The 24,868-nt window shown below is 73.4% G+C and carries 23 protein-coding genes and 1 pseudogene; 18 read left to right on the forward strand and 6 right to left on the reverse strand.

Going from position 1 to position 24,868, the window contains the following annotated elements:
* The first annotated feature begins 1 nt into the window (after position 1).
* The 8 genes from hypB to ACFVT2_RS27535 all read left to right on the forward strand — a co-directional run bounded on the left by hypB (position 2) and on the right by ACFVT2_RS27535 (position 9,309).
* Complete coding sequence (gene hypB / locus ACFVT2_RS27500; protein ID WP_390022159.1) at positions 2-760, forward strand: hydrogenase nickel incorporation protein HypB; 759 nt, start codon at positions 2-4, stop codon at positions 758-760.
* On the forward strand, positions 757-3,243 hold the full coding sequence (gene hypF / locus ACFVT2_RS27505) for a carbamoyltransferase HypF (protein ID WP_390022160.1): 2,487 nt from the start codon (positions 757-759) through the stop codon (positions 3,241-3,243). Before hypB ends, hypF begins: the two co-directional genes overlap by 4 nt.
* A 43-nt stretch (positions 3,244-3,286) precedes the next feature.
* Complete coding sequence (locus tag ACFVT2_RS27510; protein WP_390022162.1) at positions 3,287-3,586, forward strand: HypC/HybG/HupF family hydrogenase formation chaperone; 300 nt, start codon at positions 3,287-3,289, stop codon at positions 3,584-3,586.
* Positions 3,583-4,707: a hydrogenase formation protein HypD gene (hypD, locus tag ACFVT2_RS27515; protein ID WP_390022163.1), complete on the forward strand. Its 1,125-nt coding sequence runs from the start codon at positions 3,583-3,585 to the stop codon at positions 4,705-4,707. Before ACFVT2_RS27510 ends, hypD begins: the two co-directional genes overlap by 4 nt.
* Complete coding sequence (gene hypE / locus ACFVT2_RS27520) at positions 4,700-5,806, forward strand: hydrogenase expression/formation protein HypE (RefSeq protein WP_390022164.1); 1,107 nt, start codon at positions 4,700-4,702, stop codon at positions 5,804-5,806. Before hypD ends, hypE begins: the two co-directional genes overlap by 8 nt.
* 159 nt (positions 5,807-5,965) lie before the next feature.
* Positions 5,966-7,042 carry an AraC family transcriptional regulator ligand-binding domain-containing protein gene (locus ACFVT2_RS27525; protein WP_390022166.1) on the forward strand — a complete coding sequence of 359 codons (1,077 nt, stop codon included), beginning with the start codon at positions 5,966-5,968 and terminating at the stop codon, positions 7,040-7,042.
* A gap of 84 nt (positions 7,043-7,126) precedes the next feature.
* The gene (locus ACFVT2_RS27530; RefSeq protein WP_390022167.1) at positions 7,127-8,296 is read left to right on the forward strand and encodes a lipase family protein; all 1,170 of its coding nucleotides are present in this window, start codon (positions 7,127-7,129) and stop codon (positions 8,294-8,296) included.
* Between the two features lie 254 nt (positions 8,297-8,550).
* Positions 8,551-9,309 (forward strand): chitinase, encoded by a 759-nt coding sequence (locus ACFVT2_RS27535; protein ID WP_390022168.1) that lies wholly within the window; start codon positions 8,551-8,553, stop codon positions 9,307-9,309.
* Between the two features lie 104 nt (positions 9,310-9,413).
* Here ACFVT2_RS27535 and ACFVT2_RS27540 read toward each other — a convergent pair whose 3' ends face one another.
* Positions 9,414-10,166 carry a hypothetical protein gene (locus ACFVT2_RS27540; RefSeq protein WP_390022169.1) on the reverse strand — a complete coding sequence of 251 codons (753 nt, stop codon included), beginning with the start codon at positions 10,164-10,166 and terminating at the stop codon, positions 9,414-9,416.
* A gap of 278 nt (positions 10,167-10,444) precedes the next feature.
* Between ACFVT2_RS27540 and ACFVT2_RS27545 the strand changes: the two genes are divergently transcribed.
* Together ACFVT2_RS27545 and ACFVT2_RS27550 are read left to right on the forward strand one after the other, a co-directional pair.
* On the forward strand, positions 10,445-11,299 hold the full coding sequence (locus tag ACFVT2_RS27545; protein ID WP_390022170.1) for a hypothetical protein: 855 nt from the start codon (positions 10,445-10,447) through the stop codon (positions 11,297-11,299).
* Positions 11,300-11,812: 513 nt separating this feature from the next.
* The gene (locus ACFVT2_RS27550; protein WP_390022172.1) at positions 11,813-12,046 is read left to right on the forward strand and encodes a hypothetical protein; all 234 of its coding nucleotides are present in this window, start codon (positions 11,813-11,815) and stop codon (positions 12,044-12,046) included.
* Here the strand turns inward: ACFVT2_RS27550 and ACFVT2_RS27555 are convergent.
* A pseudogene (locus ACFVT2_RS27555) lies at positions 12,019-12,193 on the reverse strand (IS630 family transposase); the annotation flags it as partial. The gene ACFVT2_RS27550 and the pseudogene ACFVT2_RS27555 overlap by 28 nt on opposite strands.
* Before the next feature lie 140 nt (positions 12,194-12,333).
* Positions 12,334-13,626, reverse strand: a complete 1,293-nt coding sequence (locus ACFVT2_RS27560) for a Dyp-type peroxidase (RefSeq protein WP_390022173.1) — start codon at positions 13,624-13,626, stop codon at positions 12,334-12,336.
* A gap of 195 nt (positions 13,627-13,821) precedes the next feature.
* On the opposite strand from ACFVT2_RS27560, the gene ACFVT2_RS27565 reads away from it, so the two are divergent.
* On the forward strand, positions 13,822-14,055 hold the full coding sequence (locus tag ACFVT2_RS27565; RefSeq protein ID WP_390022175.1) for an acyl-CoA carboxylase subunit epsilon: 234 nt from the start codon (positions 13,822-13,824) through the stop codon (positions 14,053-14,055).
* A gap of 78 nt (positions 14,056-14,133) precedes the next feature.
* Complete coding sequence (locus ACFVT2_RS27570; protein WP_390022177.1) at positions 14,134-14,388, forward strand: hypothetical protein; 255 nt, start codon at positions 14,134-14,136, stop codon at positions 14,386-14,388.
* Here ACFVT2_RS27570 and ACFVT2_RS27575 read toward each other — a convergent pair.
* The gene (locus ACFVT2_RS27575; protein ID WP_390022178.1) at positions 14,281-15,825 is read right to left on the reverse strand and encodes an MFS transporter; all 1,545 of its coding nucleotides are present in this window, start codon (positions 15,823-15,825) and stop codon (positions 14,281-14,283) included. The genes ACFVT2_RS27570 and ACFVT2_RS27575 overlap by 108 nt on opposite strands.
* A 165-nt stretch (positions 15,826-15,990) precedes the next feature.
* Between ACFVT2_RS27575 and ACFVT2_RS27580 the strand changes: the two genes are divergently transcribed.
* The 4 genes from ACFVT2_RS27580 (at position 15,991) to ACFVT2_RS27595 (ending at position 20,417) form a co-directional block, all read left to right on the forward strand.
* On the forward strand, positions 15,991-16,731 hold the full coding sequence (locus ACFVT2_RS27580) for an ArsR/SmtB family transcription factor (protein WP_390022180.1): 741 nt from the start codon (positions 15,991-15,993) through the stop codon (positions 16,729-16,731).
* Between the two features lie 170 nt (positions 16,732-16,901).
* Positions 16,902-18,461, forward strand: a complete 1,560-nt coding sequence (locus ACFVT2_RS27585; protein WP_390022241.1) for an APC family permease — start codon at positions 16,902-16,904, stop codon at positions 18,459-18,461.
* 81 nt (positions 18,462-18,542) lie between these two features.
* Positions 18,543-19,376, forward strand: coding sequence for a PP2C family protein-serine/threonine phosphatase (locus tag ACFVT2_RS27590; protein ID WP_390022181.1), 834 nt, complete (start codon positions 18,543-18,545; stop codon positions 19,374-19,376).
* 63 nt (positions 19,377-19,439) lie between these two features.
* Positions 19,440-20,417: an MASE1 domain-containing protein gene (locus tag ACFVT2_RS27595; RefSeq protein WP_390022243.1), complete on the forward strand. Its 978-nt coding sequence runs from the start codon at positions 19,440-19,442 to the stop codon at positions 20,415-20,417.
* Positions 20,418-20,431: 14 nt separating this feature from the next.
* On the opposite strand, the gene ACFVT2_RS27600 is transcribed toward ACFVT2_RS27595, so the two are convergent.
* Entirely contained in the window at positions 20,432-21,499 is a 1,068-nt protein-coding gene (locus ACFVT2_RS27600; protein ID WP_390022182.1) for an ATP-dependent DNA ligase, read from the reverse strand.
* Between the two features lie 97 nt (positions 21,500-21,596).
* On the opposite strand from ACFVT2_RS27600, the gene ligD reads away from it, so the two are divergent.
* A complete protein-coding gene (gene ligD / locus ACFVT2_RS27605) occupies positions 21,597-22,610 on the forward strand; it encodes a non-homologous end-joining DNA ligase (protein WP_390022184.1) in 1,014 nt (337 codons plus the stop codon).
* Between the two features lie 129 nt (positions 22,611-22,739).
* A complete protein-coding gene (locus ACFVT2_RS27610; protein WP_390022185.1) occupies positions 22,740-23,111 on the forward strand; it encodes a hypothetical protein in 372 nt (123 codons plus the stop codon).
* 92 nt (positions 23,112-23,203) lie between these two features.
* On the opposite strand, the gene ACFVT2_RS27615 is transcribed toward ACFVT2_RS27610, so the two are convergent.
* The gene (locus ACFVT2_RS27615; protein WP_390022187.1) at positions 23,204-24,748 is read right to left on the reverse strand and encodes an AMP-binding protein; all 1,545 of its coding nucleotides are present in this window, start codon (positions 24,746-24,748) and stop codon (positions 23,204-23,206) included.
* Positions 24,749-24,868: the final 120 nt, after the last annotated feature.

Below are 24,868 nucleotides of genomic sequence, written 5' to 3' on the forward strand. Positions count from 1 at the left end.
CATGTGCCGTGTCCTTGAACTGCAACAGGCCGTGCTCGCCAAGAACGACGCCTGCGCCCACACCCTGCGCGAGGAACTGGCGGGCCGCGGCACCGCGGTCGTCAACCTGCTCTCCAGCCCGGGCAGCGGCAAGACCGCCCTGCTGGAGCGGGAGCTGACCCTCGCCCGGGAACGCGGGGTGCCGGTCGCGGCGCTCACCGCCGACCTCGCCACCGAGAACGACGCGGTCCGGCTGGCCCGCTCCGGGGTCCCCGTCAAACAGGTGCTCACCGACGGGTTGTGCCACCTGGAGGCCGAGATGCTCGGCGGGCACCTGGACGGCTGGCTGCCCACCGGGACCCGGCTGCTGTTCGTCGAGAACGTCGGGAACCTGGTCTGCCCCGCCTCGTACGACCTGGGGGAGACGCTGCGGGTGGTGCTCGCCTCGGTGACCGAGGGCGAGGACAAACCCCTCAAGTACCCCACCGCCTTCGGTCTGGCCCACCTGGTGCTGGTCACCAAGACCGACATCGCCGCGGCGGTGGACTTCGACGAGGCGGCCTTCCGCGACAACGTGGAACGGGTCAACCCCGGTGCCGAGGTCGTCCGCACCTCGGTCCGCGGCGGCGAGGGCCTCGGGACGCTGCTGGACCGGGCCCTGGCGGCCCGGGACCGCGGGCCGGCGCACATCCCGGTGATGACCCGTCAGTCGCACCACGTGCACGACGGCCCGGCGGGCCGGGTCGGCGACCGCGGTGTGGTGGGGTCGAGCCGCTCATGACCGTCGGGCAGCCCGGTGCCGGCACCGTTCGGCCCGCTCTCGAATCGGGTGGAGCAGGGGAGGCCACCGCCACTGGAGCGCCTTGCACCGCGCGCCCCGCCGAGACTTCCGCAACGGCCGCCGCCCGCCGCCGGATCACCGTGCGCGGCATCGTCCAGGGCGTCGGATTCCGCCCGTTCGTCCATGGCCTCGCCACGGAACTGGGCCTGACCGGCCACGTCAGCAACACCGGCGAGGGCGTGGTGGCCGAGATCGAGGGGCCGCCCGGCGCCCTGCACCGCTTCGGTGCCCGGCTGCGCGCCGAAGCGCCCCCGCTCGCGGTCGTGGAAGCGGTGGACGGCGAGGACATCGTGGTCACCGGCGGCACCGGCTTCGCCATCCTCGCCTCGCACACCCGCGGCCCCGCCCGCACCCTGGTCGCCCCGGACGCCGCCACCTGCGACGCCTGCCTGGCCGAGCTGACCGACCCGGCCGACCGCCGCTACCGGCACCCCTTCGTCACCTGCACGCACTGCGGCCCCCGCTTCACGATCGTTCGCGCGCTGCCCTACGACCGCGCCCAGACCACCATGGCCGGTTTCCCGATGTGCCCGCGCTGCGCGGCCGAGTACGCCGACCCGGCCGACCGGCGGTTCCACGCCCAGCCCCTGGCCTGCCACGACTGCGGTCCCCGGCTGCGGCTGCTGGCCGCCGGCCCGGACGACGCCGGCCCGGACGACCCCGGTGGCGCGCCGCGCCCGGTGCCCGGCGACCCGGTGGCCGGCACCCGGCGGTTGCTCGCCGACGGCGCGATCGTCGCCGTCAAGGGACTCGGCGGCTACCACCTGGTGTGTGACGCCGGGAACGACCGCGCGGTGGCCGAGCTGCGGCGCCGCAAGGCCCGCGGCGACAAACCGTTCGCCCTGATGGCACGTCACCTGGACGACGTGGCCCAGCTGGTGGAGATCGGCACGGAGGAACGGGCGCTGCTCACCGGGCCGGCGCGGCCGATCGTGCTGCTGCGCCGGCGCCCCGACGGGCCCGCGCCCGGCGCGCCCCTGGTCGCCGCGGCCGTCGCCCCCGGCTGCCCCGACCTCGGGCTGATGCTGCCCTACACCCCGCTGCACCACCTGTTGTTCGGCCTGCCGGGCGACCCCCCGGGGCCCCGGCTGCTGGTGATGACCAGCGGCAACGTGGCCGGCGCTCCCCTCGTCACCGACGACGAGGACGCCCTGGTGCGGCTGGTGCGCCTGGCGGATGCCTGGCTCGGCCACGACCGGGCGATCCAGGTCCCGTGCGACGACTCGGTGGTCCGGATCAGCGACGGCGAGCCGCTGTACGTCCGGCGCTCGCGCGGCTGCGCCCCGTACCCCGTGCCGCTCCCGGTGCCGGTCCGGCCCGCGCTGGCCACCGGCGGGGACCTCAAGACCGTGCTGTGCCTGGGGGAGGGGCGCCGGGCCTGGCTGTCCGCGCACATCGGCGACATGGACGACCTGGCCACCCAGCTGGCGTTCGAGCGGGCCGGCACACACCTGGAGACCATCACCGGGGTCCGGCCGCGGCTGCTCGCCACCGACCGGCACCCCGGCTACCGCACCGGCCAGTGGGCCCGCCGGCACACCCGCGGCAGACCTCTGGTCCGGGTCCAGCACCACCACGCCCATATCGCCGCGGCCATGGCCGAACACGGGCTGGACGGCCGGCAGCCGGTGATCGGCGTCGCCTTCGACGGCACCGGCTACGGCGACGACGGCGCGATCTGGGGCGGCGAGATCCTCCTCGCCGACTACGCCGGGTACCGCCGCTTCGCCCAACTCGGCTACGTCCCGCAGCCCGGCGGCGACACCGCCGTCCGCCGCCCCTACCGGATGGCCCTCGCCCACCTCCACGCCGCGGGCCTCCCCTGGACCGCCGACCTGCCCCCCGTGGCCGCCTGCTCGCCGGACGAACTGCGGCTGCTGGAACGCCAGTTGGACCGCAATCTCAACTGCGCGCCGACCTCCAGCATGGGCCGGCTCTTCGACGCGGTCTCCTCGCTCGCCGGGATCTGCCACCACGCCGGCTACGAGGCCCAGGCCGCCGTCGCGTTGGAGGCCGCCGCCCGCGCCGCCGGCGACGACCGCGGCCCGGGCTACACCTTCGCGCTGCGCACCGGCGCCGCGGCAGGCGGTGGCGCCGCGCTGGTCGCCGACCCCGCCCCGGTCCTCGCCGCGGTCGCCGAGGACGTGTCCGCCGGCGCCGGCCCGGCGCTGGTCGCGGCCCGCTTCCACACCGCGGTCGCCGGGCTGGTCCGGCGCTGCTGCGGCCTGGCCCGGGAGCGCACCGGCCTGGCGACCGTGGCGCTGACCGGCGGGGTCTTCGTCAACACCCGGCTGGCCGAGGCCGTCGCCCGGATGCTGCGGCAGGACGGCTTCACGGTGCTGCGGCACCGCCTGGTCCCGCCCAACGACGGCGGACTGGCCCTCGGCCAGCTGCTGGTCGCGGCCCGCAGGCGCGACGCCTAGCCCGTATGTACCCGCATCCGCACCCGTACGACGAGGAGGACCCATGTGCCTGGCGGTGCCCGGCAAGGTGATGGAGATCGAGGAACGGGACGGCACCCGGATGGCCACCGTCGACTTCGGCGGGGTGGTCAAGGAGGTGTGCCTGGAATACGTCCCGGACCTCGCGGTCGGTGAGTACGCGATCGTCCACGTGGGCTTCGCGTTGCAGCGGCTCGACGAGGAGTCGGCCCGCCGGACCCTGGCCCTCTTCGAGGAACTCGGGCTGCTCCAAGAGGAGTTCGGAGATCCCTGGGAAGCGGCCGCCGGCCAGGACGAACCACAGGCGCAGGAGGCGCGGCAGTGAAGTACATCGACGAGTTCCAGAATCCGGAGCTGGCCCGGCGGCTGCTGGACGACATCCGCGCCACGGCGACCCGGCCGTGGGCGCTGATGGAGGTCTGCGGCGGCCAGACGCACACCATCATCCGGCACGGCATCGACCAACTCCTGCCGGACGAGGTCGAGTTGATCCACGGACCGGGCTGTCCGGTGTGCGTCACCCCGCTCTCGGTCATCGACAAGGCGCTGGAGATCGCCGCCCGCCCCGGGGTGATCTTCTGCTCGTTCGGCGACATGCTCCGGGTCCCGGGCACCGACCGCGACCTGTTCCGGGTGCGCAGCGAGGGCGGCGACGTCCGCGTGGTCTACTCCCCGCTGGACGCGCTGAAGATCGCCCAGCAGAACCCGCACCACGAGGTGGTGTTCTTCGGCATCGGCTTCGAAACCACCGCCCCGCCCAACGCCATGACGGTCTATCAGGCCCGAAAGTTGGGCATCCGCAACTTCAGCATGCTGGTCTCGCACGTCCGGGTACCGCCCGCGATCGAGGCGATCATGACCTCGCCGAGCTGCCGGGTCCAGGCGTTCCTGGCCGCCGGACACGTGTGCAGCGTGATGGGCACCGACGAGTACCCAGCCCTGGCCGACCGCTTCCGGGTGCCGATCGTCGTCACCGGCTTCGAACCGCTGGACATCCTGGAGGGCATCCGCCGCACCGTCCGGCAACTGGAACGCGGTGAGCACACCGTCGACAACGCCTATCCGCGCGCCGTCCGCCCCGACGGCAACCCGGCCGCCCGGGCCATGCTGGCCGACGTCTTCGAGGTCACCGACCGCGCCTGGCGCGGCATCGGCACCATCCCCGCCAGCGGCTGGCGGCTCTCCGAGCGCTACCGCGACTACGACGCGGAACACCGCTTCTCGGTCGAGGGCATCGCCACCCGCGAACCCGCCGCCTGCCGCAGCGGCGAGGTCCTGCAAGGGCTGATCAAACCCCACGAGTGCGAGGCGTTCGGCACCACCTGCACCCCGCGCAATCCGCTCGGCGCCACCATGGTCTCCAGCGAGGGCGCCTGCGCCGCCTACTACCTGTACCGCCGGCTCGGCGCCATGCCGACCCCCTTGGAGGCGACCCCCGTTGTCTGACACCACCTCGCGGACCCCCGCCACCGGGCAGGGCCCCCGCGACCTGCCCACCGTCGACATCACCGGCTGGACCTGTCCCACCCCGCTGCGCGAGACCCCGCGCGTCGTCATGGGACACGGCGGGGGCGGGGCGCTCTCCGCCGAACTCGTCCAGCAGATCTTCGTGCCGGCCTTCGGCGGTGAACTCCTCGCCCAGCTCGGCGACTCCGCGGTCTTCGCGCTCGGCGGGCAGCGGCTGGCCTTCTCCACCGACTCCTACGTCGTCCGGCCGCTGTTCTTCCCCGGCGGCAGCATCGGCGACCTCGCCGTCAACGGCACCGTCAACGACCTCGCCATGAGCGGCGCCCGGGCCGCCTACCTCTCCTGCGGCTTCATCCTGGAGGAGGGCGTGGAGATGCCGGTGGTCGCCGGCGTCGCCGACGCGATGGGCGCCGCGGCCCGGGCCGCCGGCGTGGAGGTGGCCACCGGCGACACCAAGGTCGTCGAGGCCGGCCGCGGCGACGGGGTCTACCTCAACACCGCCGGCATCGGGGTGATCCCGCCCGGCGTCGACCTGCGGCCGCAGCGGGTGGTGCCCGGCGACGTGGTGATCGTCAGCGGTGACATCGGCGTGCACGGCGTGGCCATCATGAGCGTGCGCGAGGGCCTGGAGTTCGGCGTCGAGATCGAGAGCGACTGCGCGGCCCTCGGCGGCCTCGTCCAGACCATGCTCGCGGTCACCCCCGACCTGCACGTGCTGCGCGACCCCACCCGCGGCGGACTGGCCGCCGCGCTCAACGAGATCGCCACCGCCTCCGCCACCGGCGTGGTCATCGACGAGCGCGCCGTCCCCGTACCGCCGACCGTCGCCAACGCCTGCGCCATCCTCGGCCTCGACCCGATGTACGTCGCCAACGAGGGCAAGCTGGTGGCCTTCGTCCCCCGCGAGCACGCCGACGCCGTCCTGGACGCGATGCGCGCCCACCCGCTGGGCGCCGGGGCCGCGGTGATCGGCGAGGCGGTCGCCGCCCACCCCGGCATGGTGGTGGCCCGCACCCCGCTCGGCGGCACGCGGGTGGTCGACCTGCCGCTGGGTGAGCAGCTGCCCCGGATCTGCTGAGCCGGCCGGGCAGTCGGCCACCGGTCAGCCGGGCGCGCCGGCCCCGGCCGACCGGTGGTGCCGCAGCCGCTGACCTCTTGGCCGCACGCCGCTACGGTGTCGGGCCATGGGCGAGCGGAGCACGGTAGTCCTCCCGGCCGGCGGCCGGGAGGTCCCGGTATGAGTCGGTTGACGATCGCGGTGCACCACGTGCGGGCGGCGCTGGGCGGGGCGCGGCGGCTCGGCATCGACACCGCACCGCTGCTCCAGGGCGCCGGGATCCCGCCGCTGCTGCTCGCCGACGACCGGGCCCGGGTCACCGCGGAGCAGTTCACCCGCCTGATCCGGGCCCTGCACCAGGCCACCGACGACGAGTTCCTGGGCCTGGGCCCGGTCCCCAGCCGCCGCGGCACCTTCGCCATGATGTGCCACACCTGCCTGAGCTGCCCGGACCTCGGCTCCGCCCTGGAGCGGGCCACCCGCTTCTACGGGCTCTTCCCCGGCGGCCCCGACCTGGCCGTCGAAACCCACCCGGACGACGGACTCGCCGTCTTCGCCGTCCGCAGCGATCTGCACCACCACCACGACGAGACCGCCTTCGTCGCCGCCTGCCTGCTGCTCATCTGGCACCGGCTCGCCGGCTGGCTGATCGGGCGTCGGATCCCGCTGCGCTGGGCCCGGTTCGCGCACCCGGCACCCGCGTACGCCGACGAGTACCGCGAGCTGTTCGGCTGCCCGGTCCGCTTCGGCGCCCCGCACACCGCGGCCGGCTGGGACGCCCGGTGGCTCACCGCGCCGGTCGTCCGGGACCAGCCCGCGCTGGCCGCCCTGCTGTACCGGGCCCCGGCCGACCTGTTGGGCCGCCGCGACTACGGCACCACCGTCGCCGAGCAGGTGCGCCGCTCCCTCGTCCAGGCGCTGCGGTCCCCGGCGCCGGCGCGGCTGCCGGACGCCGGTGAGGTCGCGGCCCGGCTCGCGGTCAGCCCGGCGACGCTGCGGCGCCGGCTGCGGGCCGAGGGCACCTCGTACCAGCGGCTCAAGGACGCGGTGCGCCGGGATGCCGCGCTCGCCGCGCTGGCCGACGGGCCGGAGTCGATCGCCGCACTCGCCGCCCGGATCGGCTTCTCCGAGGACGCCGCCTTCCACCGCGCCTTCCGCCGCTGGACCGGCACCACCCCCGGCGCCTACCGGCTGACCGGTGCCACCCCGCGGCCCGGCGGGCAGCCGCCGGCTGTGCCCCGCGGCCAGCAAAGCTGAGCGTTCCGGTCAGCTCCTTCCCCACCCGCAACTCACTACGGTCGGCCCAACCATCAAGGCACATAAGCCAGTTGGGAGATCCGTATGCACCTCCGCACCATCGCCCCGGGCGCCGCCGCCGCGCTGGCCCTGACCCTCGGCACCGTCGGCGCCGCCGCCGCGGACCCGCCGCGGACCGCGGCCGGCCGCCCCGGCGACGTCGTGACCTCCGCCCCCACCTCGTTCCACCCGCTACCCGGCCAGCCGACCCGCACCCGCGCCTGGCACCTCACCTACCGCTCCACCACCGCCAAGGGCACCCCCACCACCGTCTCCGGCACCGTCATCGTGCCCGACGACGGCCGCACGGGCCCCCGCCCACTGGTCACCTACGCCGTGGGCACCGTCGGCCTCGGCGACTCCTGCGCGCCCTCGGCCGGCTTCCCCAAGGGCACCACCATGGAGGCCAACCTCATCCAGCAGCTCACCGCCCGCGGCTGGGCGGTCGCGGTCACCGACTACGAGGGGCTGGGCACCCCCGGCGACCACACCTACACCGTCGGACGCGCCGAGGGACAGGCCGTCCTGGACGCCGCCCGGGCCGCCGAGCGGCTCCCCGAAGCGGTCGCCGCCGGCGTCGGCGAGGACTCCCCGGTCGGCATCATGGGCTACTCCCAGGGCGGCCAGGCCAGCAGTTGGGCCGCCGAACTGCACCGGACCTACGCGCCCGACCTCAAGGTGAAGGGCACTGCGACCGGCGGCGTCCCGGCCGACCTCCTGAAGGTGGCGGACGCCAACGACGGGAACGTCGGCGCCGGTCTGATCCTGATGGCCGCCATCGGCCAGAACGCCGCCTTCCCCGAACTGCACTTGGAGCGGTACCTCAACGACCGGGGCCGGCGTGACGTCGCGTTCCTGCGCACCCACTGCGTCGCCGCCGACGTCGCCGCCGGGCTCTTCAGGAAGATCTCCGACGTGACCGTCAGCAACCCGCTGCACCAACCGGACTGGCAGGCCCGGCTGCGGGAGTCCGCGCTCGGCACCCGGACCCCGGACGCGCCGGTGTACCTCTACCACGGGACCGCAGACGAACTGATCCCGTACGCCGTCGGCAAGCAGTTGCGCGCCGACTGGTGCGCCCGGGGCGCCCGCGTCCAGTGGACCCCGATACCGCTCGGCGAGCACGTGCTCGGCGCGATCGTGGGCGCGGTACCGGCCGCCGACTGGCTCGCCGGCCGCTTCGCCGACCGGCCGGCCCCCGACAACTGCACCTGACCGCCACCGCGGCCGCTGCCGCTCGGGGGCGGTCATGCCGGTCCGTGCCGGGGCGCCGCCCGGGACCTGTAGTGGTATGGACATGGCATCCGGCCGCCCGTAGGGTGACCTGGTCTAGACCGCCGGCCCTCGTCGGTCGCAGCGGTGGATCCTGCCTGATTACGCGTCAACAAGCCTGTCTCGTACGGCACTTCCCCCCACAGTGGCCGCCTTCCCGGTCCGCCGGAGCCCGGCCGCACGAAGGAGTCACCGCCATGAGATCCCGCCTCGCCGCCCTGTTGAGCGCCACCACCATGGCCGTGGGCCTCGCCCTCGCCGTACCGGCATCGCCCGCGGCGGCCACGGCGGCCTGCCCCTCCTGTACGGCCCCGGCCGGCGCCGCGACCCGAGCGGAGGGATTCGTCGTCAGCGAGGCGCAGTTCAACCAGATGTTCCCGAACCGGAATCCGTTCTACACCTACAGCGGACTGACCGCCGCGCTCAGCGCCTACCCGGAATTCGCGAACACCGGGAGCGACACCGTCAGGCGCCAGGAGGCGGCGGCCTTCCTGGCGAACGTCAGCCATGAGACCGGCGGTCTGGTCTACGTGGTGGAGCAGAACACCGGCAACTACCCGCACTACTGCGACGCCACCCAGCCGTACGGGTGCCCGGCCGGTCAGGCCGCCTACTACGGACGCGGACCGATCCAGCTCAGCTGGAACTTCAACTACAAGGCCGCCGGAGACGCGTTGGGGATCGACCTGCTGAACAACCCGTACCTGGTGGAGCAGGACGCCGCCGTCGCCTGGAAGACGGCGCTCTGGTACTGGAACACCCAGACCGGTCCGGGCACCATGACCCCGCACAACGCCATGGTCACCGGCGCCGGCTTCGGCGAGACCATCCGCAGCATCAACGGCTCCCTCGAATGCAACGGCGGCAACCCCGGCCAGGTGCAGAACCGGATCGACAACTACACGCGCTTCGTGCAGATCCTCGGCACCACGCCCGGAGACCACCTGAGCTGCTGACCCGAAGGCCGACGCCGGTACGGCGCCCGCCGCTGTGGTGGGTCGAGATGGGGGCCTTCTCGCCGTCGGCGCCTGTCCACGGTCCCCGTTGGCGGACGGCACCGTCACCCGACCTCCGGGGCGGGGGCCTGCCGGCGCAGACGCACCGCCGCCGCGCCGAGGAGGGCCGCGGCCGCCGCGCTGAAGACCACGTTGCCCAGAAGCGCCGTGCCGTACGGGACGTCCATCTCCCGCGCGTGCGTGAAACCCAGCCAGACATAGGTCAGCAAGGCGCCGGCGGTCAGGGCCGGCCGGTGCTGCGGGCTCCGTCCGGGACTGCGCGACCAGCGGGCGCACAGCCACGCGACGCCGGCCGCCAGGACGCACCAGAGGGTCACCGGCACCCAGGGCGACACGCTCTCTGAGAGCAGGGTGTCGCGGGCCCAGTACAGGCTGCCGGCCGCGAACGCCACGGTGCCTACCAGCCATGGCGCGGGCGTGGCCGCGTTCCGTGGCCGCAGCCGGTGCCGGCCCACCACGAAGGCCGCGGTGATCAGAGCGACGACAGCGACTGACGCCCCCACGAACTGGGCCGTCGACGCCATGAACTTCCCGCTCTGGTACTGCACGACGGCGAGGAACGCCGAACCCGCCACGAAGACCACGCCGGTCAAGGCCAACCCCGGTCGGCCGAGCCACGGCCGGGCCCGGTCCGCGCTGAACACCTCGACGAGCGCGATCGGGACGCAGATGCTCCAGACGGTGTGCATCGACAGCACGTCCTGTAACAGGGACACGCTCGTACCGATCCAGGGCACGTGGGTATCCGCATAGGCCAGGCCCATGTCGACGCCGCCGTAGCGCGGGTTCCACAGCATCTGGTCGATGCGTGGGTCGAATGCGCGGAACGCGTCCGGTCCCGCCGGGCCGCGGCGCCCGCGGGAGTCTCGTGCGGGCCCGGCCGGAGTTCTGGCGGGGGCCAAGGGTCGGACACGACATCCGCGAACCGTGCGCCTCGTTCCTTTCGGCCGGGCGAACTGTGTCTAATATTCCGAGCTGTCGGAATTGATCCAGAAATGGATCGGTTTGTATTGGTTTGCATTGGTTCGGCGAACCACTTCGCGCACTTTGCACATCGAGAAGGGTTACGAGCTCCATGAAGACCTCCCGCACCTTCCCCGCCTCGCGCACCTCCCTGCGTGCCCTCTGCGCCGCCGCCGCGCTCGCCGGGGCCGTGGCCGTACCGGCCACCGCGTTCGCCGCGGGCACTCCGGGGCAGCAGGACCGGCCCGCATCCGCCGGCGCCGAGCGCACCGCACCCCAGGCAACGGCCAAGGACAAGGTCAGGGCCGTCTACATCGGCGGCGCCATGGAGGCCGTGATCCACAACGGGGTCTGCGATCTCCAGACGATCGGCAGCGGCAAGCCGTTCGCCACCCTGAAGAAGGGCCAGAGCTACACCAAGGGCATCTACGTCTACTTCGACGGCACGCGTGTCCACGCCATGCCGCTGGGCGTGAGCAACCACGGCAAGATCAAGCCGGGCCCGGCCCGTACGGTCACGCTGACCAACGGCGCGCGGGCCACCGTGCAGAAGGTCAACGGCAGTTACACGGCGAAGATCCATATCAAGAACAAGCAGATCGCCACCCTCAGCTCGACCCACCGGTCCGTCACGCACGAGGGCGTGCGCTACACGGTGAACCCGACGGACGGGAAGGTGGCGGTCCAGCACCTGAAGGCGCGTCAGGGGATGCACGGGACGAAGCACCGGGTGATCCACGTGAGGGCGCAGATGAACCGCCTCCCGCAGCGCCAGGCACAGACCCCGGTGACGAGCCAGGCGCAGACCCCGGTGGCGGGCCAGGCGCAAGCCCCGGTGGCGGGCCAGGCACAGGCACCGGTCTACGGCGGCGGGTGGGTGCGCCGGACGCACCACTCGGAGGGTGGTGCACGGGCGGGCGCGGTCGCGATGTCGTTCTCGGCGGCGAGTGCCGGCGGAGGCCGCTGAGAGTGCGGGAGGCGCCCGGGGCGAGGCCGGAGCCCGCGTCGTCAGCCCGCGCTCATCTGCTCCGGCTCCGTCCTCTCCGCCGGCGCCCCGGTGCGGGACCACATGATCATCGGCCCGAACTGCCAGGCCGGCTTCGGCTCGGAGACCACCCGTACGTCCCGGCCGGCGGCTGCTTCATGAAGCAGCCGCCGTTCGTGGGGATTCGGTTCTCGGCGGCAACGTGAACGTCGGGGCGTTCGCCACCACGACGGCACTGCGCTGCGACGCCGGGACGGTAACCGAACCGGCTACCGTCCCGATCGCCGTGACCCGCGGCGGCCGCCGGATCAGCACCGGCCGGACGACGTGCGGCGCGGTGACCGGGACGGGCGTGGCACGTCCGGCCGGTACGGTCCTGGCGCCGGGCGCGCTGATCGGCGCGGGGACCGCGATCTCCCCGCGCCTCCGCGTGCTTGCGGAGGAGAGACGCACGGCCAGGACACCGCGGCCGCCGGCTGGCAACGTCCACTGGAGTTGATCGACGAGGCCGCGGACGATGGGCGGGAGTTCCGTCCTCTCGCCGGACTCAGCGCCGGGGAACGGTGGCAAATCATCGCCCTGCCACCGAGCATCGCCGAACTGACGGCGGTCAAGCACTTCGCGCTCCACGGCAGCAACCCCGTCCGCATACCGCCCGAGTTCGGCGAGGACTACGCCCAGCTGCCGCATACAGGCAGGCACCCCGGCATCATCGGCAGCACCGACTGAGATCGGTCCAGTGCATGGAACTGCGACTTCTTGTCCAGACACAGCGCCAGAGCCTTCTCCGGTGGGGCGAGGCAGAGGCCGACGACGTCACGGGCCTTGTCGTTGAACAGTGGGCCGATGGAGCCTGAAGGTCTGTGCGCGGTGCGGGCCAGAGCCTGAGGGGTGGGTGCGGTGACGCACCCACCCCTCAGGCACCTGCCGTCGGGCATCAGTCACCGACGACTACCGAAAACGCTGGGGCCTTCGACCCAGGGCGACTGATACCCAACTCACGACGAACCTCCGACTCAGGGTCCCAGGGGGGTGTCCCGCATCAGCCGTGAGCCGAACCAGTCTTCCTCGTCCCGCACGCCGGGCAGGACGAAGAAGTAGCCGCCGCCCTCCGGGGTGATGAAGGGGGCCAGCGGCTCGTGGCGCAGCCGGCGCTGCACGGTGGCGAACTGGCGCTGCACGTTCTGCTGGTAGCCGCAGAAGACCAGCCCGAGGTTCATCCGGCCGCGCCGGTCGTAGCCCTGGTCGTAGTTGTAACTCCGGCGCAGGAAACGGGACTTGTCGGAATGCGGGGTACGGGGGTTGGCGAGCCGGATGTGCGCGTCGAGCGGGATGGTCCGGCCGTCCGGATCATCGTCATAGTCCGGCGGGGCGTCCTCCTTCTCGCGGCCCAGGGGCGCACCGCTCGCCTTGTGCCGCCCGAAGATCTTCTCCTGGCGGGATACCGCCACGTGGTCCCAGGACTCGGAGTGGAAACGGATCAGCCGCAGCACCTGGTAGCTGCCGCCCTCGGCCCAGTCCGGCTCCCCGCACCGGGGCGTCACCCAGATCAGCCGGTCCATCTCCGCCGCCGCCCCGGTGTCGGGGTTGACGATCCCGTCCTTGAAACCGAGGAAGTTCCGCGGCGACCCCGAGGGCCGCGACGGGTTCATGAACGCGTCCATCCGCCACCGCGGCCGCATCATCCCGTGGGTCTCCCGGCCCAGGTCGCGCAGGACGTGCACGATCGCGTCCGGATGCTCCGCGCAGACCTGGAGCGACAGATCGCCGTGGCAGCGCGCCGGGTCCAGCCGGTCGTTGGGGAACGCCGGCATCGCCTTCAGGTGCCGCGGTTTGTGCCCGGCGAGCCCGAATCGGTCGTCGAAGAGGGACGCCCCGAGGCCGACCGTGACGGTCAGCGAGTCCGGGGTCCGTGGCTCCTCCGCCGTTCTCTCGTCCCTCGGCTTCACCCCGGCGGTCAGCACCCGGATCCGCTCGGTGAGCTTCTTCAGCAGCCGGGTCAGGTCCCCCCGGTCCTGCACCAGCACGTCGAACGCCGCGAAGCCGGAGAACAGCTGTTGCGGGGTGAGGATGCCGGCCTGGCGGTGCCCGTGGAACGGCACCCGGTCCGGTGGCAGCGGCCGGCCGTCCACGGACCGCTCCGGCGTGGGGTCGGTCGCCGACCGGCCCGCCGGCACGGCTGCCGCCGCGCCGCCGCCCAGCCCGGCGCCGGCCGCCACCCCCGCGACCCCTGCCGCGTACTTGAGGAACCCTCGGCGCCCGTCGCCCTGCGCCACGCCCCGGTCGTCGCCGGTCCGCTCATGTCTCATCGCCCAGCCATCCCCACTGCGGCATCCGCCGCCGGTGTGCGTGCCCGTATTTGCGCGCGATCCTTGCCGCCGGCCCTGCGCCGCCTGGGAACAACACGGTCGGGCCCGCCGAAATCACGCTTGGGGAGGCCGCCCGGCCGCCGAACGGCGCAGGCCGCCGCGCCGCCGCCGGCGCCCGCTCCTAGCGTCGGCCGTGTGACCCGCCCGACCGAGGACCCCGCCGAGGTACCGCTGCGCATCGTCCGGGGCCGAGCCGAGCCCGAAGAGTTGGCGGCGCTCACCGTCATCGTGTACGGCCGGCTCGCCCAGGCCCGTGCGCTCGCGGACGAACCCCACGAGGAGGCCCGCGACGACGGGCTCACCGAGCTCCAACTGCGCCACCACCGGGTCCGCTCCGCCTGCTGGGCGGGCTGTTGGACCTGCGGGTGACCGCCGGCCCCGGACGCGGGTGTGCCGGTGCGGATCACGGGCATGCGGCAGGGGGGAACGACCGTGAGGAGCAGCCCTATGACGTTGCCGTGGCGGGAGGACGAGAGCTGGCGCCGCCGCTATCCGCAGCCGGGCCCGGACTGGACCAGCGGGATGCCGCAGGGGACCACCGAGCCGCTGACACCGATGGGACGGATCGAGCAGTACGGGCGGATGGGCGGCGCTCTAGCGGGCGGTTGGCTCGCGCCCTGGCAGCGGAAGGTGATCACCGCGTGTGTGGTCGGGGCGATGGTGGTCGTGCTGGTGGCGGCCGGGCTGATCGCCTTCGGCTGAGCCGCGGGTGGCCCGCCCCTCTGGCCGCCCGCGCCAACCGGCCGGATCCGGCCGCCGCGTCGCACCCGGCACCCAGCGCGCCGCGAGCAGGGCCGCGGCCAGGAACCCGGCGGCCGCGGCCAGCGCCGCGCCGTGCAGCCCCGCCACCAGCCCGCCGGCGGTCAGCGTGCCGAAGACCGCCACACCGAGGACGCTGCCCACCTGCCGGGCGGCGTTGAAGACCGCGGCCGCCGCGCCGCCGCGGTCATCGGGGGCGGACTCCATCACCGCCGCGGTGGCGGCCGGCATGGTCAGCGCGGTGCCGAAACCGGCGGCGGCCATCGGACCGACCAGCGCGACATAGGGCGTACCGGGCCCCGCGCACAGCCAGCCGGCCAGCCCCGCCGCCCCGATGACCAGGCCCGCCACCATCGGTGGCCGGGGCCCCGTCCGGGCCGTCAGGCGCCCGGCCAGCGCCGAGCCGGCCGCCACCAGGCCGACGGCCGGCAGGAGCGCGAAGCCGGTGCGCAGCGCGCTGTAGTGGTGGACCTGTTGGAAGTAGAGCGGGGCGAGGAACAACAGCCCGTAGAAACCGGTGTTGAGCAGGACGCCGACGGCCGCGGAGGCGGTGAAGGTCCGGTTGCGGAAGAGGGCGAGCGGCAGCATCGGGGCGGGCGCGCGGCGTTCCAGGAGCAGGAACGCGGCCAGGCCGAGCAGCGCGACGGCGAACGCGCCGAGGACGACGGCGAGGGGCCGGCCCGGGGCCCCGGCCTCGATGCAGCCGGCCGCCAGGGCCGCCACGCTCACCGCCGCGGCCGTCTGGGCCGGCACGTCCAGGCCGCGGTGCGTGGGAACGGCGGGGGAGCGCGGCACCTGACGGATCGTCAGCACCAGGGCGGCCAGACTGGCCGGCAGGTTCACCAGGAACACCGCGCGCCAGCCGAACGAGGCGACCAGCACCCCGCCGAGCACCGGCCCGGCCCCGGCGGCCAGCCCGGCGACCGCGCCCCAGACGCCGAACGCACGGGCGCGGGCGGCCGGTTCCGGGTACGCGGCCCGGAGCAGCGCCAGCGACGCGGGCACCAACAGCGCCGCGCCGACGCCCTGCACCAGCCGGGCCAGGACCAGCACCGCGACCGACGGGGCCAGCGCACACCCGGCCGAGGCCGTCGCGAACACCGCCAGTCCGGCCAGGAACACCGTCCGCCCGCCGAACCGGTCGGCCAGTCCGCCGCAGAACAGCAGCAGCCCGGCGAAGACCAGGGTGTAGCCGTCCACCGTCCACTGGAGGCCGGTCACCCCGGCGCCCAGCGCACGGCCCAGGTCCGGCAGCGCCACGGTGACCACGGTGACGTCCAGGATGACCAGGAAGTAGCCCAGGCACACGGCCACCAGGGGGAGCGGTGAGGCGCGTCCGGTGCGGGGCGGGGCGGGTGCGGAGGTGCTGAGTGTCGACATGCGGTCAGTGTCGGGTCGGATCGCTACGGTCCCTGGCGAAACGTTCTCGCCACGGGGCGGCCGGGGGCGGCCCGGGAGCGTGCTGCCGCCGGACCGCCCCCCACAGGACGCGAGCGTGAGAACGTTTCGCTGGCCGACGAACCGTGCGCGCCGTACGGTCGCGGTATGGACGCCCGGACGGAGCCCGCAACCCGCACCGAGACCGACGTGGCCGAGGTCGCCGCGGCGATCGGCGACCCCTCCCGCGCCAAGGTGCTGCTCGCCCTCGCCGGAGGCGGCGCGCTGCCCGCGAGCGCCCTGGCCGCCGAGGCCGGAGTGAGCAACTCCACCATCAGCGCCCACCTGGCCAGGCTCCGCGAGGCGCGGCTGCTCACCGTCGAACTCGACGGCCGGCACCGCTACTACCGGCTCGCCACCCCCGACGTCGCCCGCGCCCTGGAACAGCTCGCCCTGATCGCCCGGCCGCTGCCGGTGCGCTCCCTCAACGCCGACACCCGTGCCAAGGCCCTGCTGCGCGCCCGCCTCTGCTACGACCACCTGGCGGGCCGCCTCGGCGTCGCCCTGCTGGACGCCCTGCTGGCCGACGGCACCCTCCAGGAGGAGCGCACCGGTTCCGGGCCCGCCCAGGTCTCCTACCTCCTCACCCCGCACGGCCGCCGCGAACTGGCCGCCCTCGGCGTCGACCTGGAAGGGCTGCCGCGCCGACGCTCCGCGGTGCGCTACTGCATCGACTGGGCCGAGCGCCGCCACCACCTCGCCGGTGCGCTCGGCGGCGCGGTCACCGCCCGGCTGTTCGCCCTGGACTGGCTGCGCAACGGCCGGTACCGGAGGGTCGTCCGACCCACCGACGCCGGACGCCGGGGACTCACCGAGACCTTCGGCCTCACCCCCGAGCAACTCGCCTAGCGTGCCTTTCGTCTTGTCCGCCGGCGACCGGCCCTGTGGCGCGAACATGTCGAGTAGGGTCCTGACCAGCGCAGACAGCGAGTCGAGGAGGCTGTTCCGTGGCGGAACGTCAGGTATCGGGTGAACCGGCCGGGGGCGCCGCATCCGAAGTGCGGGCGCAGGAACGCCGGTTGCGGCGGGACCTGGGCTTCTGGGGACTGACCGGGATCGGCTTCTCCAACATCGTCGGCTCCGGCTGGCTGTTCGCCGCCATGTACGCCGCGCAGACCGCCGGCCCGGCCGCGCTGTTGTCCTGGGTGGGCGCGGGCGTGCTGTGCGGGCTGGTCGCGCTGGTCATGATCGAGCTGGGCGCGTCCCGACCGGAGGGCGGCGGCACCGTCCGCTGGCCGCTGTTCGCCAACGGCCGGCTGGTCGGCACGCTCATCGGCTGGTCGGTACTGCTGTCGGTCGGCGGCACCGCCGCCGAGATCAGCGCCATCATGCAGTACACCGCGCACTACCTCCCCGGCCTCTACAACGGCCACACCCTCACCCTCGCCGGGCTGGCCCTGGGCGGCGGCCTGAGCGTGCTGCTGACCGCGCTGAACTGGTTCGCGGTCCGGCTGTTCGCCCGACTCAACACCCTGGTCTCGATCTTCAAGATCGCGGTACCGGTCGCCACCGTGCTCGCCCTGATCGCCTCCGGCTGGCACTCCGGACGCCTCACCGACCACGGCGGGTTCGCCCCCTACGGCTACGTCGCCTGCCTGACCGCGCTGGCCGGCGGCGGCATCGTCTACTCCGTCAACGGCTTCCAGGCCCCGCTGGACTTCTCCGGCGAGACCCGGAACCCCCGCCGCACCCTCCCGTGGGCCGTCCTGGCCGGTATCGGCCTGGCCCTCCTGATGTACCTGGCGCTCCAGGTGGCCTACCTGTTCACCGTCCCCGAGCACCTGCTCGGCGGCGGCTGGAAGGGCGTCTCCTTCGACTCCCCCTTCGGACAACTGGCCCTGATCCTCAATCTGCACTGGCTCTCCACCATGCTCTACGCCGACGCGGTGCTCTCGCCCGGCGGTTCGGCCTACGTAGGCGTGGCGATCGACGCCCGGCACACCTACGCGCTGGCCAAGAACGGCACCATCCCCCGCTACTTCATGAAGGTCGACGAGGGCTCCGGCACGCCGCGCCGGGCGCTGGCCGTCAACCTCGTCGTGATCGTGCTGTTCCTGCTGCCGTTCGGCGGCTGGCAGGACATCGTCAGCGTGATGGGCGACATGTACCTGCTGATCTACGCGGCCTCCGCGGTCGCCGTGGCGGTCTTCCGCACCGAGGCGGGCGGCGGCACCGCCGGATGGGTCCCCGGACTGCGCTGGATCGCCCCGCTGAGCTTCGTGGTGGCCAGCGAGTTCGTCTACTGGTCGGGCTGGCAGCACCTGCGGCTGGCGCTGCCGCTGGTCCTGGCCGGACTCCTGCTCTTCCTGGGGATGCGGCGGCCCGGCGCCCGGGCCGCGCAGGACGACGGCGCCGGACCGCGCCGCCCGCTGGCGGCCGAACTCCGCACCGGCGCCTGGCTGGTGGTCTACCTCCTTGTGCTCACCGCGCTGTCCTGGCTGGGCACCTTCAAGGGCTCCGGTCACCTGCCCGCCCCGTACGACTCGGCCACCGTCGCCGCCGTCGCGCTGGCGGTGTTCTTCTGGGCGGTGCGGTCCGGCGTCGGCCAGCTGACCACGGCCCGGCAGCCCGCCGCCTGAGCCCACGGACCCGGCCGTGATCCACCGGACCGGCCCCACGGCCGTCAAGCGGATACCGGACCCCCGAAATATGATGGGGCCATGCTTCGGCGTCGTCCCCCGCGGTCGGCGAGCGCCGACGATCTGCTCACCACGCTCGGGCGGCTGACCGCCCAGGCGCGGGAAGGCGCGGAGTTCCAGCGGGCCAGAGTGGAACTGGCCGAGGTCCTGCAGCGCGAGATGCTGCCGGGCGCCCTCCCGGAGCTGCCCGGTCTGCGCACCGCCGCCACCTACGCCCCCGCCCGGCACGGCCTCGCCATCGGGGGCGACTGGTACGACGGGTTCCCGCTGCCGGACGGGTCGCTGGCCTTCTCCATCGGTGACGTGCAGGGCCATGACGTCGAGGCCGCCGCGTTCATGGGACAGATCCGGATCGGGCTGCGCGCCGTCGCCGCGTACGCCGCCGACCCCGGCGAGGTGCTCAGCCGGGCCAACGACCTGCTCCTCTCCATCGACTGCGAACTCTTCGCGACCTGCACCTTCGTCCGTTTCGACCCGACGACCTGGGAACTGACCAGCGCCCGCGCCGGGCACGTACCCGGCATCTGGGCCACCACCGACCGACGCTGGGGCCTGGTCGAGGACCCCGGGGGCATCCCGCTCGGTGTGTTGCCCGGACAGCGGTATCCGGTCACCCATCGGCGGCTCACCGCGGCGGGTGCGTTCGTGCTGTTCACCGACGGGGTGATCGAGGGGCCGTCGTTCCCCATCGAGGCCGGGCTGGCGCAGGTGGCCCGGCTGGTCCGTGCCAAGGCCGGGGACGATCCGGCCGAGGTCGCCGGCGCGGTGATGTGCGTCGCCGAACTGACCGGTCACACCGACGACGCCGCGGTGATCGTGCTGCGCCACGACGCGGCGCGGCGCGGGGCCGGGTGAAGCGCGGACCGGGAGCGCGTGTCGCGTCCGGTGCCCGGCCACCGGCGTTGTCTGATGGCAGACGTGGTGCGCACCGGGGAAATCCGTCGGCTGGCCCCGGCAGCCTTGGGGAACCTCGCGCTCGCCGCCGCTTACTACGGGGCCGCGAAGGTCGGTCTGCTGGAGCAGGTGGTGGTCGCGGGTGCCGTGGTCACCCCCTTGTGGCCGCCCACGGGCATCGCCCTGAGCTTCCTGCTCCTGCTGGGCCTGCGGATGTGGCCGGGCATCGCCGTCGGCACCCTCCTGGTCATCTCCACGCTCACCAGCCTGGACCTCGCCGGCTTCGGCGTGGTGGCGGGCAACACCGCCGCGCCGGTGTGCGCCTGTCTGATGCTGCGCCACGTCGGCTTCCGCATCGAACTCGACCGGCTGCGCGACGGGGTGGCGCTGGTCTCCCTCGGCGCCTTCGCCGCGATGGTGATCAGTGCGACGCTCGGCAGCGGCACCCAGGTGCTCACCGGGGCGCTGCCCGCCGGGGACTTCTGGCGCACCTGGGCCTCCTGGTGGGTCGGCGACGCAATGGGCGTCCTGGTGATCACCCCGCTGGTGCTCGCCGGCCGGATGCTCCGACCGCCCCGGAACATCCCCCTCTACCGGTGGGTCGAGGCGGCCGCGCTGTTGGCGGCCACGGTGCTGGTCTCGTTGGTGATGACCCGGACGTCGCTGTCCCTGCTCTTCCTGGTCTTCCCGTTGATCGTGTGGGCGGCGCTGCGGTTCCAGTTGATCGGTGCGGCGCCCTGTGTCCTGGTGATCTCGGTCTTCGCGATCAGCGCGGCGAACGGCGGGTACGGCCCGTTCACCGGTCTGAGCCTGCTGGAGACCATGGTCAACCTCCAGGCCCTCAACGCCTCCGCCGCGCTCACCGCGCTGCTGCTGTCGGCGATCGTCACCGAGCAGAACACCATCCGCCGGCGGATCGAGCAGGTGTGTTGGGAGCTCGCCGAGGTGGTGGACCGGCTGGCGCCGGGGGAGAGCCGGCGCCGCTGGCCGCCGGAGGGCTGACCGGCCGCCCCGCGTCAGTCACCCAGCAGCTCACCCAGGTCGTAGCCGACCGGCTCCTCCAACTGCGCGTAGGTGCAGCTGACCGGTGTGCGGTCGGGGCGCCAGCGGCGGAACTGCGCGGTGTGCCGGAACCGGCTGCCCTCCATGTGGTCGTAGCCCACCTCGCACACCAGCTCCGGGCGCAGCGGCACCCACGACAGGTCCTTGCCGCCGCTCCAACGGCTCGGTCCGCCCGGCATCCGGCGGGAGTTGTGCGCCGCCTCGTCGGCCCAGTCGCCCCAGGGGTGGCCGGTGGTCTCGTCGTCGGCCATCCGCAGGGGCGCCAACTCCTCGACCAGGGCGCGCCGCCGGGCCATGGGGAACGAGGCGCACACCCCGACGTGTTGGAGGTGCCCCGCGTCGTCGTGCAGCCCGAGCAGCAGCGAGCCGACCACAGGCCCGCTCTTGTGCAGCCGGTAGCCGGCGACCACGCAGTCGGCGGTCCGGGCGTGCTTGACCTTGTACATCACGCGGTCGCCCGGCCGGTACGGCAGGTCCAGCGGCTTGGCGATCACCCCGTCCAGCCCGGCCCCCTCGAACTGCGCGAACCACCGTTGCGCCAGCTCCCGGTCGGTGGTGGCGGGCGCGGTGTGCACCGGTGCCCGGGCCGGCCGCAGCGCCTCGACGAGGGCTTCCCGGCGGGCCGCCTGCGGTTCGTCCAGCAGCGACGCGGAGTCCAGGGCCAGCAGGTCGAAGGCGATCAGCGAGGCGGGCGTGCGGGCGGCCAGCGTCCGTACCCGGGAGTCGGCCGGGTGGATGCGCTCCAGCAGTTCCTCGAAGTGCAGCCGGCCGTCGTGTGCGATCACGACCTCGCCGTCGAGCACACAGCGCGGCGGGAGTTCGGCCCGCGCCGCAGCGAGGACCTCGGGGAAGTAGCGGCTGAGTGACTTGGTGGTGCGGCTGGCGATCTCGACCTCGTCGCCGTCCCGGAACACCAGGACGCGGAAGCCGTCCCATTTGGCCTCGTACTGCATGCCGGCGGGGATCTTCGCCACCGGTTTGGCGAGCATGGGGGAGACCGGGGGCATCACGGGCAGGTCCATGGTCCCGATCCTGCGGGCCGCCGCCCGTTCCCGCCCGCCGGGACGGGCCGGTCCGTCCCGGCGGGCGGGGGCTCCCGGCGGAACCTAGCGTGGAGGCATGGCCGGAACCCGAGCTGTGGAGCTGGAAGTCGCGGGTCGCGCGGTGCGCGTGTCGAACCCGGACAAGACGTACTACCCGGAGCGTGGGTTCACCAAGCTGGACGTCGCCCAGTACTACCTGGCCGTCGCGGACGGGGTACTGCGGGGCCTACGGGACCGGCCGACCACCATGCAGCGGTTCCCGGACGGCGTAGCGGGCGAGTTCTTCTACCAGAAGCGGGCCCCCAAGGGCCTGCCGGACTGGCTGCCCACCGCCCGGATCACCTTCCCCAGCGGACGGTTCGCGGACGAGATGTGCCCCACCGAACCCGCCGCCGTGGTCTGGGCGGCCAACCTGGGGTGTCTGACCTTCCACCCCTGGCCGGTCCGGCGCGCGGACACCGAGCACCCCGACGAACTGCGGATCGACCTCGACCCGCAGCCCGGCACCGGGTTCGCCGACGCCGTCACGGTCGCGCACGAGCTGCGCGCGCTGTTGGCCGAGCACGGGCTGTGCGGCTGGCCGAAGACGTCCGGCGGCCGCGGCGTGCACGTCTACGTGCCGATCCGCCCGCACTGGACGTTCACCGAGGTCAGACGGGCCGCCATCGCCGTGGCCCGGACCCTGGAGCGGCGGCTGCCGCAGCTGGTGACCGCCGCCTGGTGGAAAGAGGAACGCGGCGAGAAGGTGTTCGTCGACTACAACCAGATGGCCCGCGACCGCACCATCGCCTCGCCGTACTCGCTGCGCGCCCGGCCCCGGGCGACGGTCTCCACCCCGCTGCGCTGGGAGGAGCTGTCCGACGCCGCGCCCGAGGACTTCGATCTGCGGACCGTGCCGCCCCGGTTCGCCGAACTCGGCGATGTCCACGCGGACATGGCGGACCATGCCTTCGGCCTGGAGTCGCTGCTGGAACTGGCCGACCGGCACGCCGCCGACGAGGGCCTGGGGGACCTGCCGTACCCGCCGGACCACCCGAAGATGCCCGGCGAACCGGCCCGGGTCCAGCCCAGCCGGGCCCGCAAGCACTGACCGGACCGGCCCCGGGACCCTGCTCGGCCCGCTGTCCCGGAGGTGCCTCGATCGGCCCAACTCCGGAGGCCGTTGGAGTGGCCGTGCGCCGTGCCTGCGAGGAATGCATCGGCACGAGGTACCCATCACGTGTCCGATTTCCTGCCACCCAGGAGAAACCCAATGCGTAAGTACATAGGCCGTTCCCTGGCCGCCGCGGCGCTCGCCGCCGCGACCGTCGTCCCGGTTGCCGGTATGGCCCAGGCCGCCCCTCAGGGCCAGACCGTTGCGGTGAGCGGCGACCACGGTCGTGGCGATCACGGCCGTAACTTCCGTCACCACCGAAACGACGAGTGCGACTTTTTCGGCTTCGGTCGGTTCGGCAAGGAGGGCCGTGAGGGCCGCCACGGTCGCGAGGGCCATCGCGGTCGTGAACACCGTGAGGGCTGCGAGGGCCGCGAGGGCCATGACCTCGGGCTGCTCGGGCGTATCCTCCGCGGTCTGTTCGGTTGGTGGTTCTGACCGGAGGCAGCCCGGTGGGCCGCCGCAGTCGCGTACTGCGGCGGCCCACCTTTGCCGGCCCGGTGCCGGTGCCCCGGGACCGGCCGGTCGGATCAGACCGCGGCGCCCGACTCCTCGGCGCGGCGCCGGAGTTCCTTCTTGTCCGGCTTGCCCGCGTCGGTCAGCGGCAGCGCGTCGACGAAGGTGATCCGGGCCGGTTCGTACATCGCGCCACGGACCTCGCGCACCATCGCGCGCAGCTGCTCCGCGTCGACGTCACCGCCGGGGGTCCGCACCACCGTCGCGTGCACCCGCTCCATCCGGTCCGCGTCGCGGACGCCGTAGACGGCGCTCTGGAGTACCTGCGGGTGCGAGTTCAGCAGGTCCTCCAGCTCGGTGGTGTACACATGGCCGCCGACCACGACGATCATGTCCTTGAGCCGGTCGACGATGGTCAAGTAGCCCTCGTCGTCCAGGAATCCGACGTCCCCGGTGTGCAGCCAGCCGTCCCGCAGCACCTCCGCGGTGAGCTCCGGCTGCTTCCAGTACCCCTGCATGATCATGACGGAGCGGACGCAGACCTCGCCGTGCTCTCCGGTGGGCAGATCACGCCCGGACTCGTCGCGGATCGCCACCTCGACGTCGGGCAGCACCTTGCCGGCCGAGCGCAGCCGGTCGGGGCGGTCCGGGTCGTGGTCCTCGGGCAGCAGCACGCTGATGCCGCCGGCCTCGTTCTGGCCGTAGCCCTGAAGGAGCACCGGCCCGAACGCCCGGACCGCGTCGGCCAGTCGGGCCGGCGATGCCTGGCAGCCGCCGTAGGTGACCATCCGCAGGCTGGAGGTGTCGGTCTGCGGGCGGTCGGGGTGGTCCATCATCTGGTACAGCAGCGGCGGCAGCAGGAACAGCGCGGTGATCCGCTCGCGCTCGATGGTGGCGAGGACCTCCTTGGCGTCGAAGTCGTCGAGCAGGACGACGGTGCCGCCGGACTGCAGCATGGTGTCGGCCATGTAGCCGGCCGCGTGGGCGAGGGTGGTACAGACCAGCTGCCGGTGCTCCACGTCCTCGTATTCCGGGAGCACGCCCTGGAACCACCGCGCCTGCTCGAAGGTGGTGCAGATGCCCTTGGGGTGGCCGGTGGTGCCGCCGGTGTGGCGGATGGTGCAGATGTCGTCGGGCTGGGCGTCGGCGGTGAACGGCTCGTCGCTCTGGCCGGCGGCCAGCTCCAGCAGGTCGGTGCCCAGCTTGGCCGGACCGAGTACCAGAACGTCCGGGACGGGCGCCAACTCGACCAGTTCCGCGGCCCGTTCGGCCAGCCGCGGGTCGACGATCAGGGCGCGGGTCTCGACGTCGCGGACGATCGCGGCCTGGGAGTCGGCGGAGAGCTTGTTGTACAGGTGGTTGACCCGGGCGCCGACGAGGTTGGCGGCGTAGCGGGCGGCGACCGTCTCGGGGAGGTTTCCGCTCAGCAGGGTGATGGTGGTGCCGCGGGTGACTCCTCGGTCGCGCAGTGCGCGGGCCATCCGCAGGACCAGGGTGCGGAACTCGCCGCCGGTGACCCGGCGGCCCTGGTGGACCAGCACCTCGTGGTCCGGGTCGCGGTTAAGTGCATCGAGGTTCTCCTCCACATATGTGCGGAACGGCTGGTCGGATATGGGCATTGAGGGTGTCCTCCTGACCCCGGCGGCGTATGGGGGTACGCCGGTGGTGCGACTGACGATTATTGGTTGCCTCCAGCAACTAAAGTCAGAGTAGTCCCAAGAGATCGACATCTCCAAGTC

Source organism: Streptomyces sp. NPDC058000, assembly GCF_042886435.1.
In the GTDB taxonomy this organism is placed as follows: Bacteria; Actinomycetota; Actinomycetes; order Streptomycetales; family Streptomycetaceae; genus Streptomyces.

Excerpts from the sequence above, each read along its gene's own strand:
- ligD (WP_390022184.1), top strand. The coding sequence starts at position 21,597 with ATGGCCGGAACCCGAGCTGTGGAGCTGGAAGTCGCGGGTCGCGCGGTG.
- ACFVT2_RS27570 (WP_390022177.1), top strand. The coding sequence starts at position 14,134 with ATGACGTTGCCGTGGCGGGAGGACGAGAGCTGGCGCCGCCGCTATCCG.
- ACFVT2_RS27535 (WP_390022168.1), top strand. The coding sequence starts at position 8,551 with ATGAGATCCCGCCTCGCCGCCCTGTTGAGCGCCACCACCATGGCCGTG.
- hypB (WP_390022159.1), top strand. The coding sequence starts at position 2 with ATGTGCCGTGTCCTTGAACTGCAACAGGCCGTGCTCGCCAAGAACGAC.
- ACFVT2_RS27600 (WP_390022182.1), bottom strand. The coding sequence starts at position 21,499 with ATGGACCTGCCCGTGATGCCCCCGGTCTCCCCCATGCTCGCCAAACCG.
- ACFVT2_RS27580 (WP_390022180.1), top strand. The coding sequence starts at position 15,991 with ATGGACGCCCGGACGGAGCCCGCAACCCGCACCGAGACCGACGTGGCC.
- ACFVT2_RS27545 (WP_390022170.1), top strand. The coding sequence starts at position 10,445 with ATGAAGACCTCCCGCACCTTCCCCGCCTCGCGCACCTCCCTGCGTGCC.
- hypF (WP_390022160.1), top strand. The coding sequence starts at position 757 with ATGACCGTCGGGCAGCCCGGTGCCGGCACCGTTCGGCCCGCTCTCGAA.
- ACFVT2_RS27540 (WP_390022169.1), bottom strand. The coding sequence starts at position 10,166 with ATGCTGTGGAACCCGCGCTACGGCGGCGTCGACATGGGCCTGGCCTAT.
- ACFVT2_RS27530 (WP_390022167.1), top strand. The coding sequence starts at position 7,127 with ATGCACCTCCGCACCATCGCCCCGGGCGCCGCCGCCGCGCTGGCCCTG.
- ACFVT2_RS27590 (WP_390022181.1), top strand. The coding sequence starts at position 18,543 with ATGCTTCGGCGTCGTCCCCCGCGGTCGGCGAGCGCCGACGATCTGCTC.
- ACFVT2_RS27575 (WP_390022178.1), bottom strand. The coding sequence starts at position 15,825 with ATGTCGACACTCAGCACCTCCGCACCCGCCCCGCCCCGCACCGGACGC.
- ACFVT2_RS27510 (WP_390022162.1), top strand. The coding sequence starts at position 3,287 with ATGTGCCTGGCGGTGCCCGGCAAGGTGATGGAGATCGAGGAACGGGAC.
- ACFVT2_RS27560 (WP_390022173.1), bottom strand. The coding sequence starts at position 13,626 with ATGAGACATGAGCGGACCGGCGACGACCGGGGCGTGGCGCAGGGCGAC.
- ACFVT2_RS27525 (WP_390022166.1), top strand. The coding sequence starts at position 5,966 with ATGAGTCGGTTGACGATCGCGGTGCACCACGTGCGGGCGGCGCTGGGC.
- ACFVT2_RS27615 (WP_390022187.1), bottom strand. The coding sequence starts at position 24,748 with ATGCCCATATCCGACCAGCCGTTCCGCACATATGTGGAGGAGAACCTC.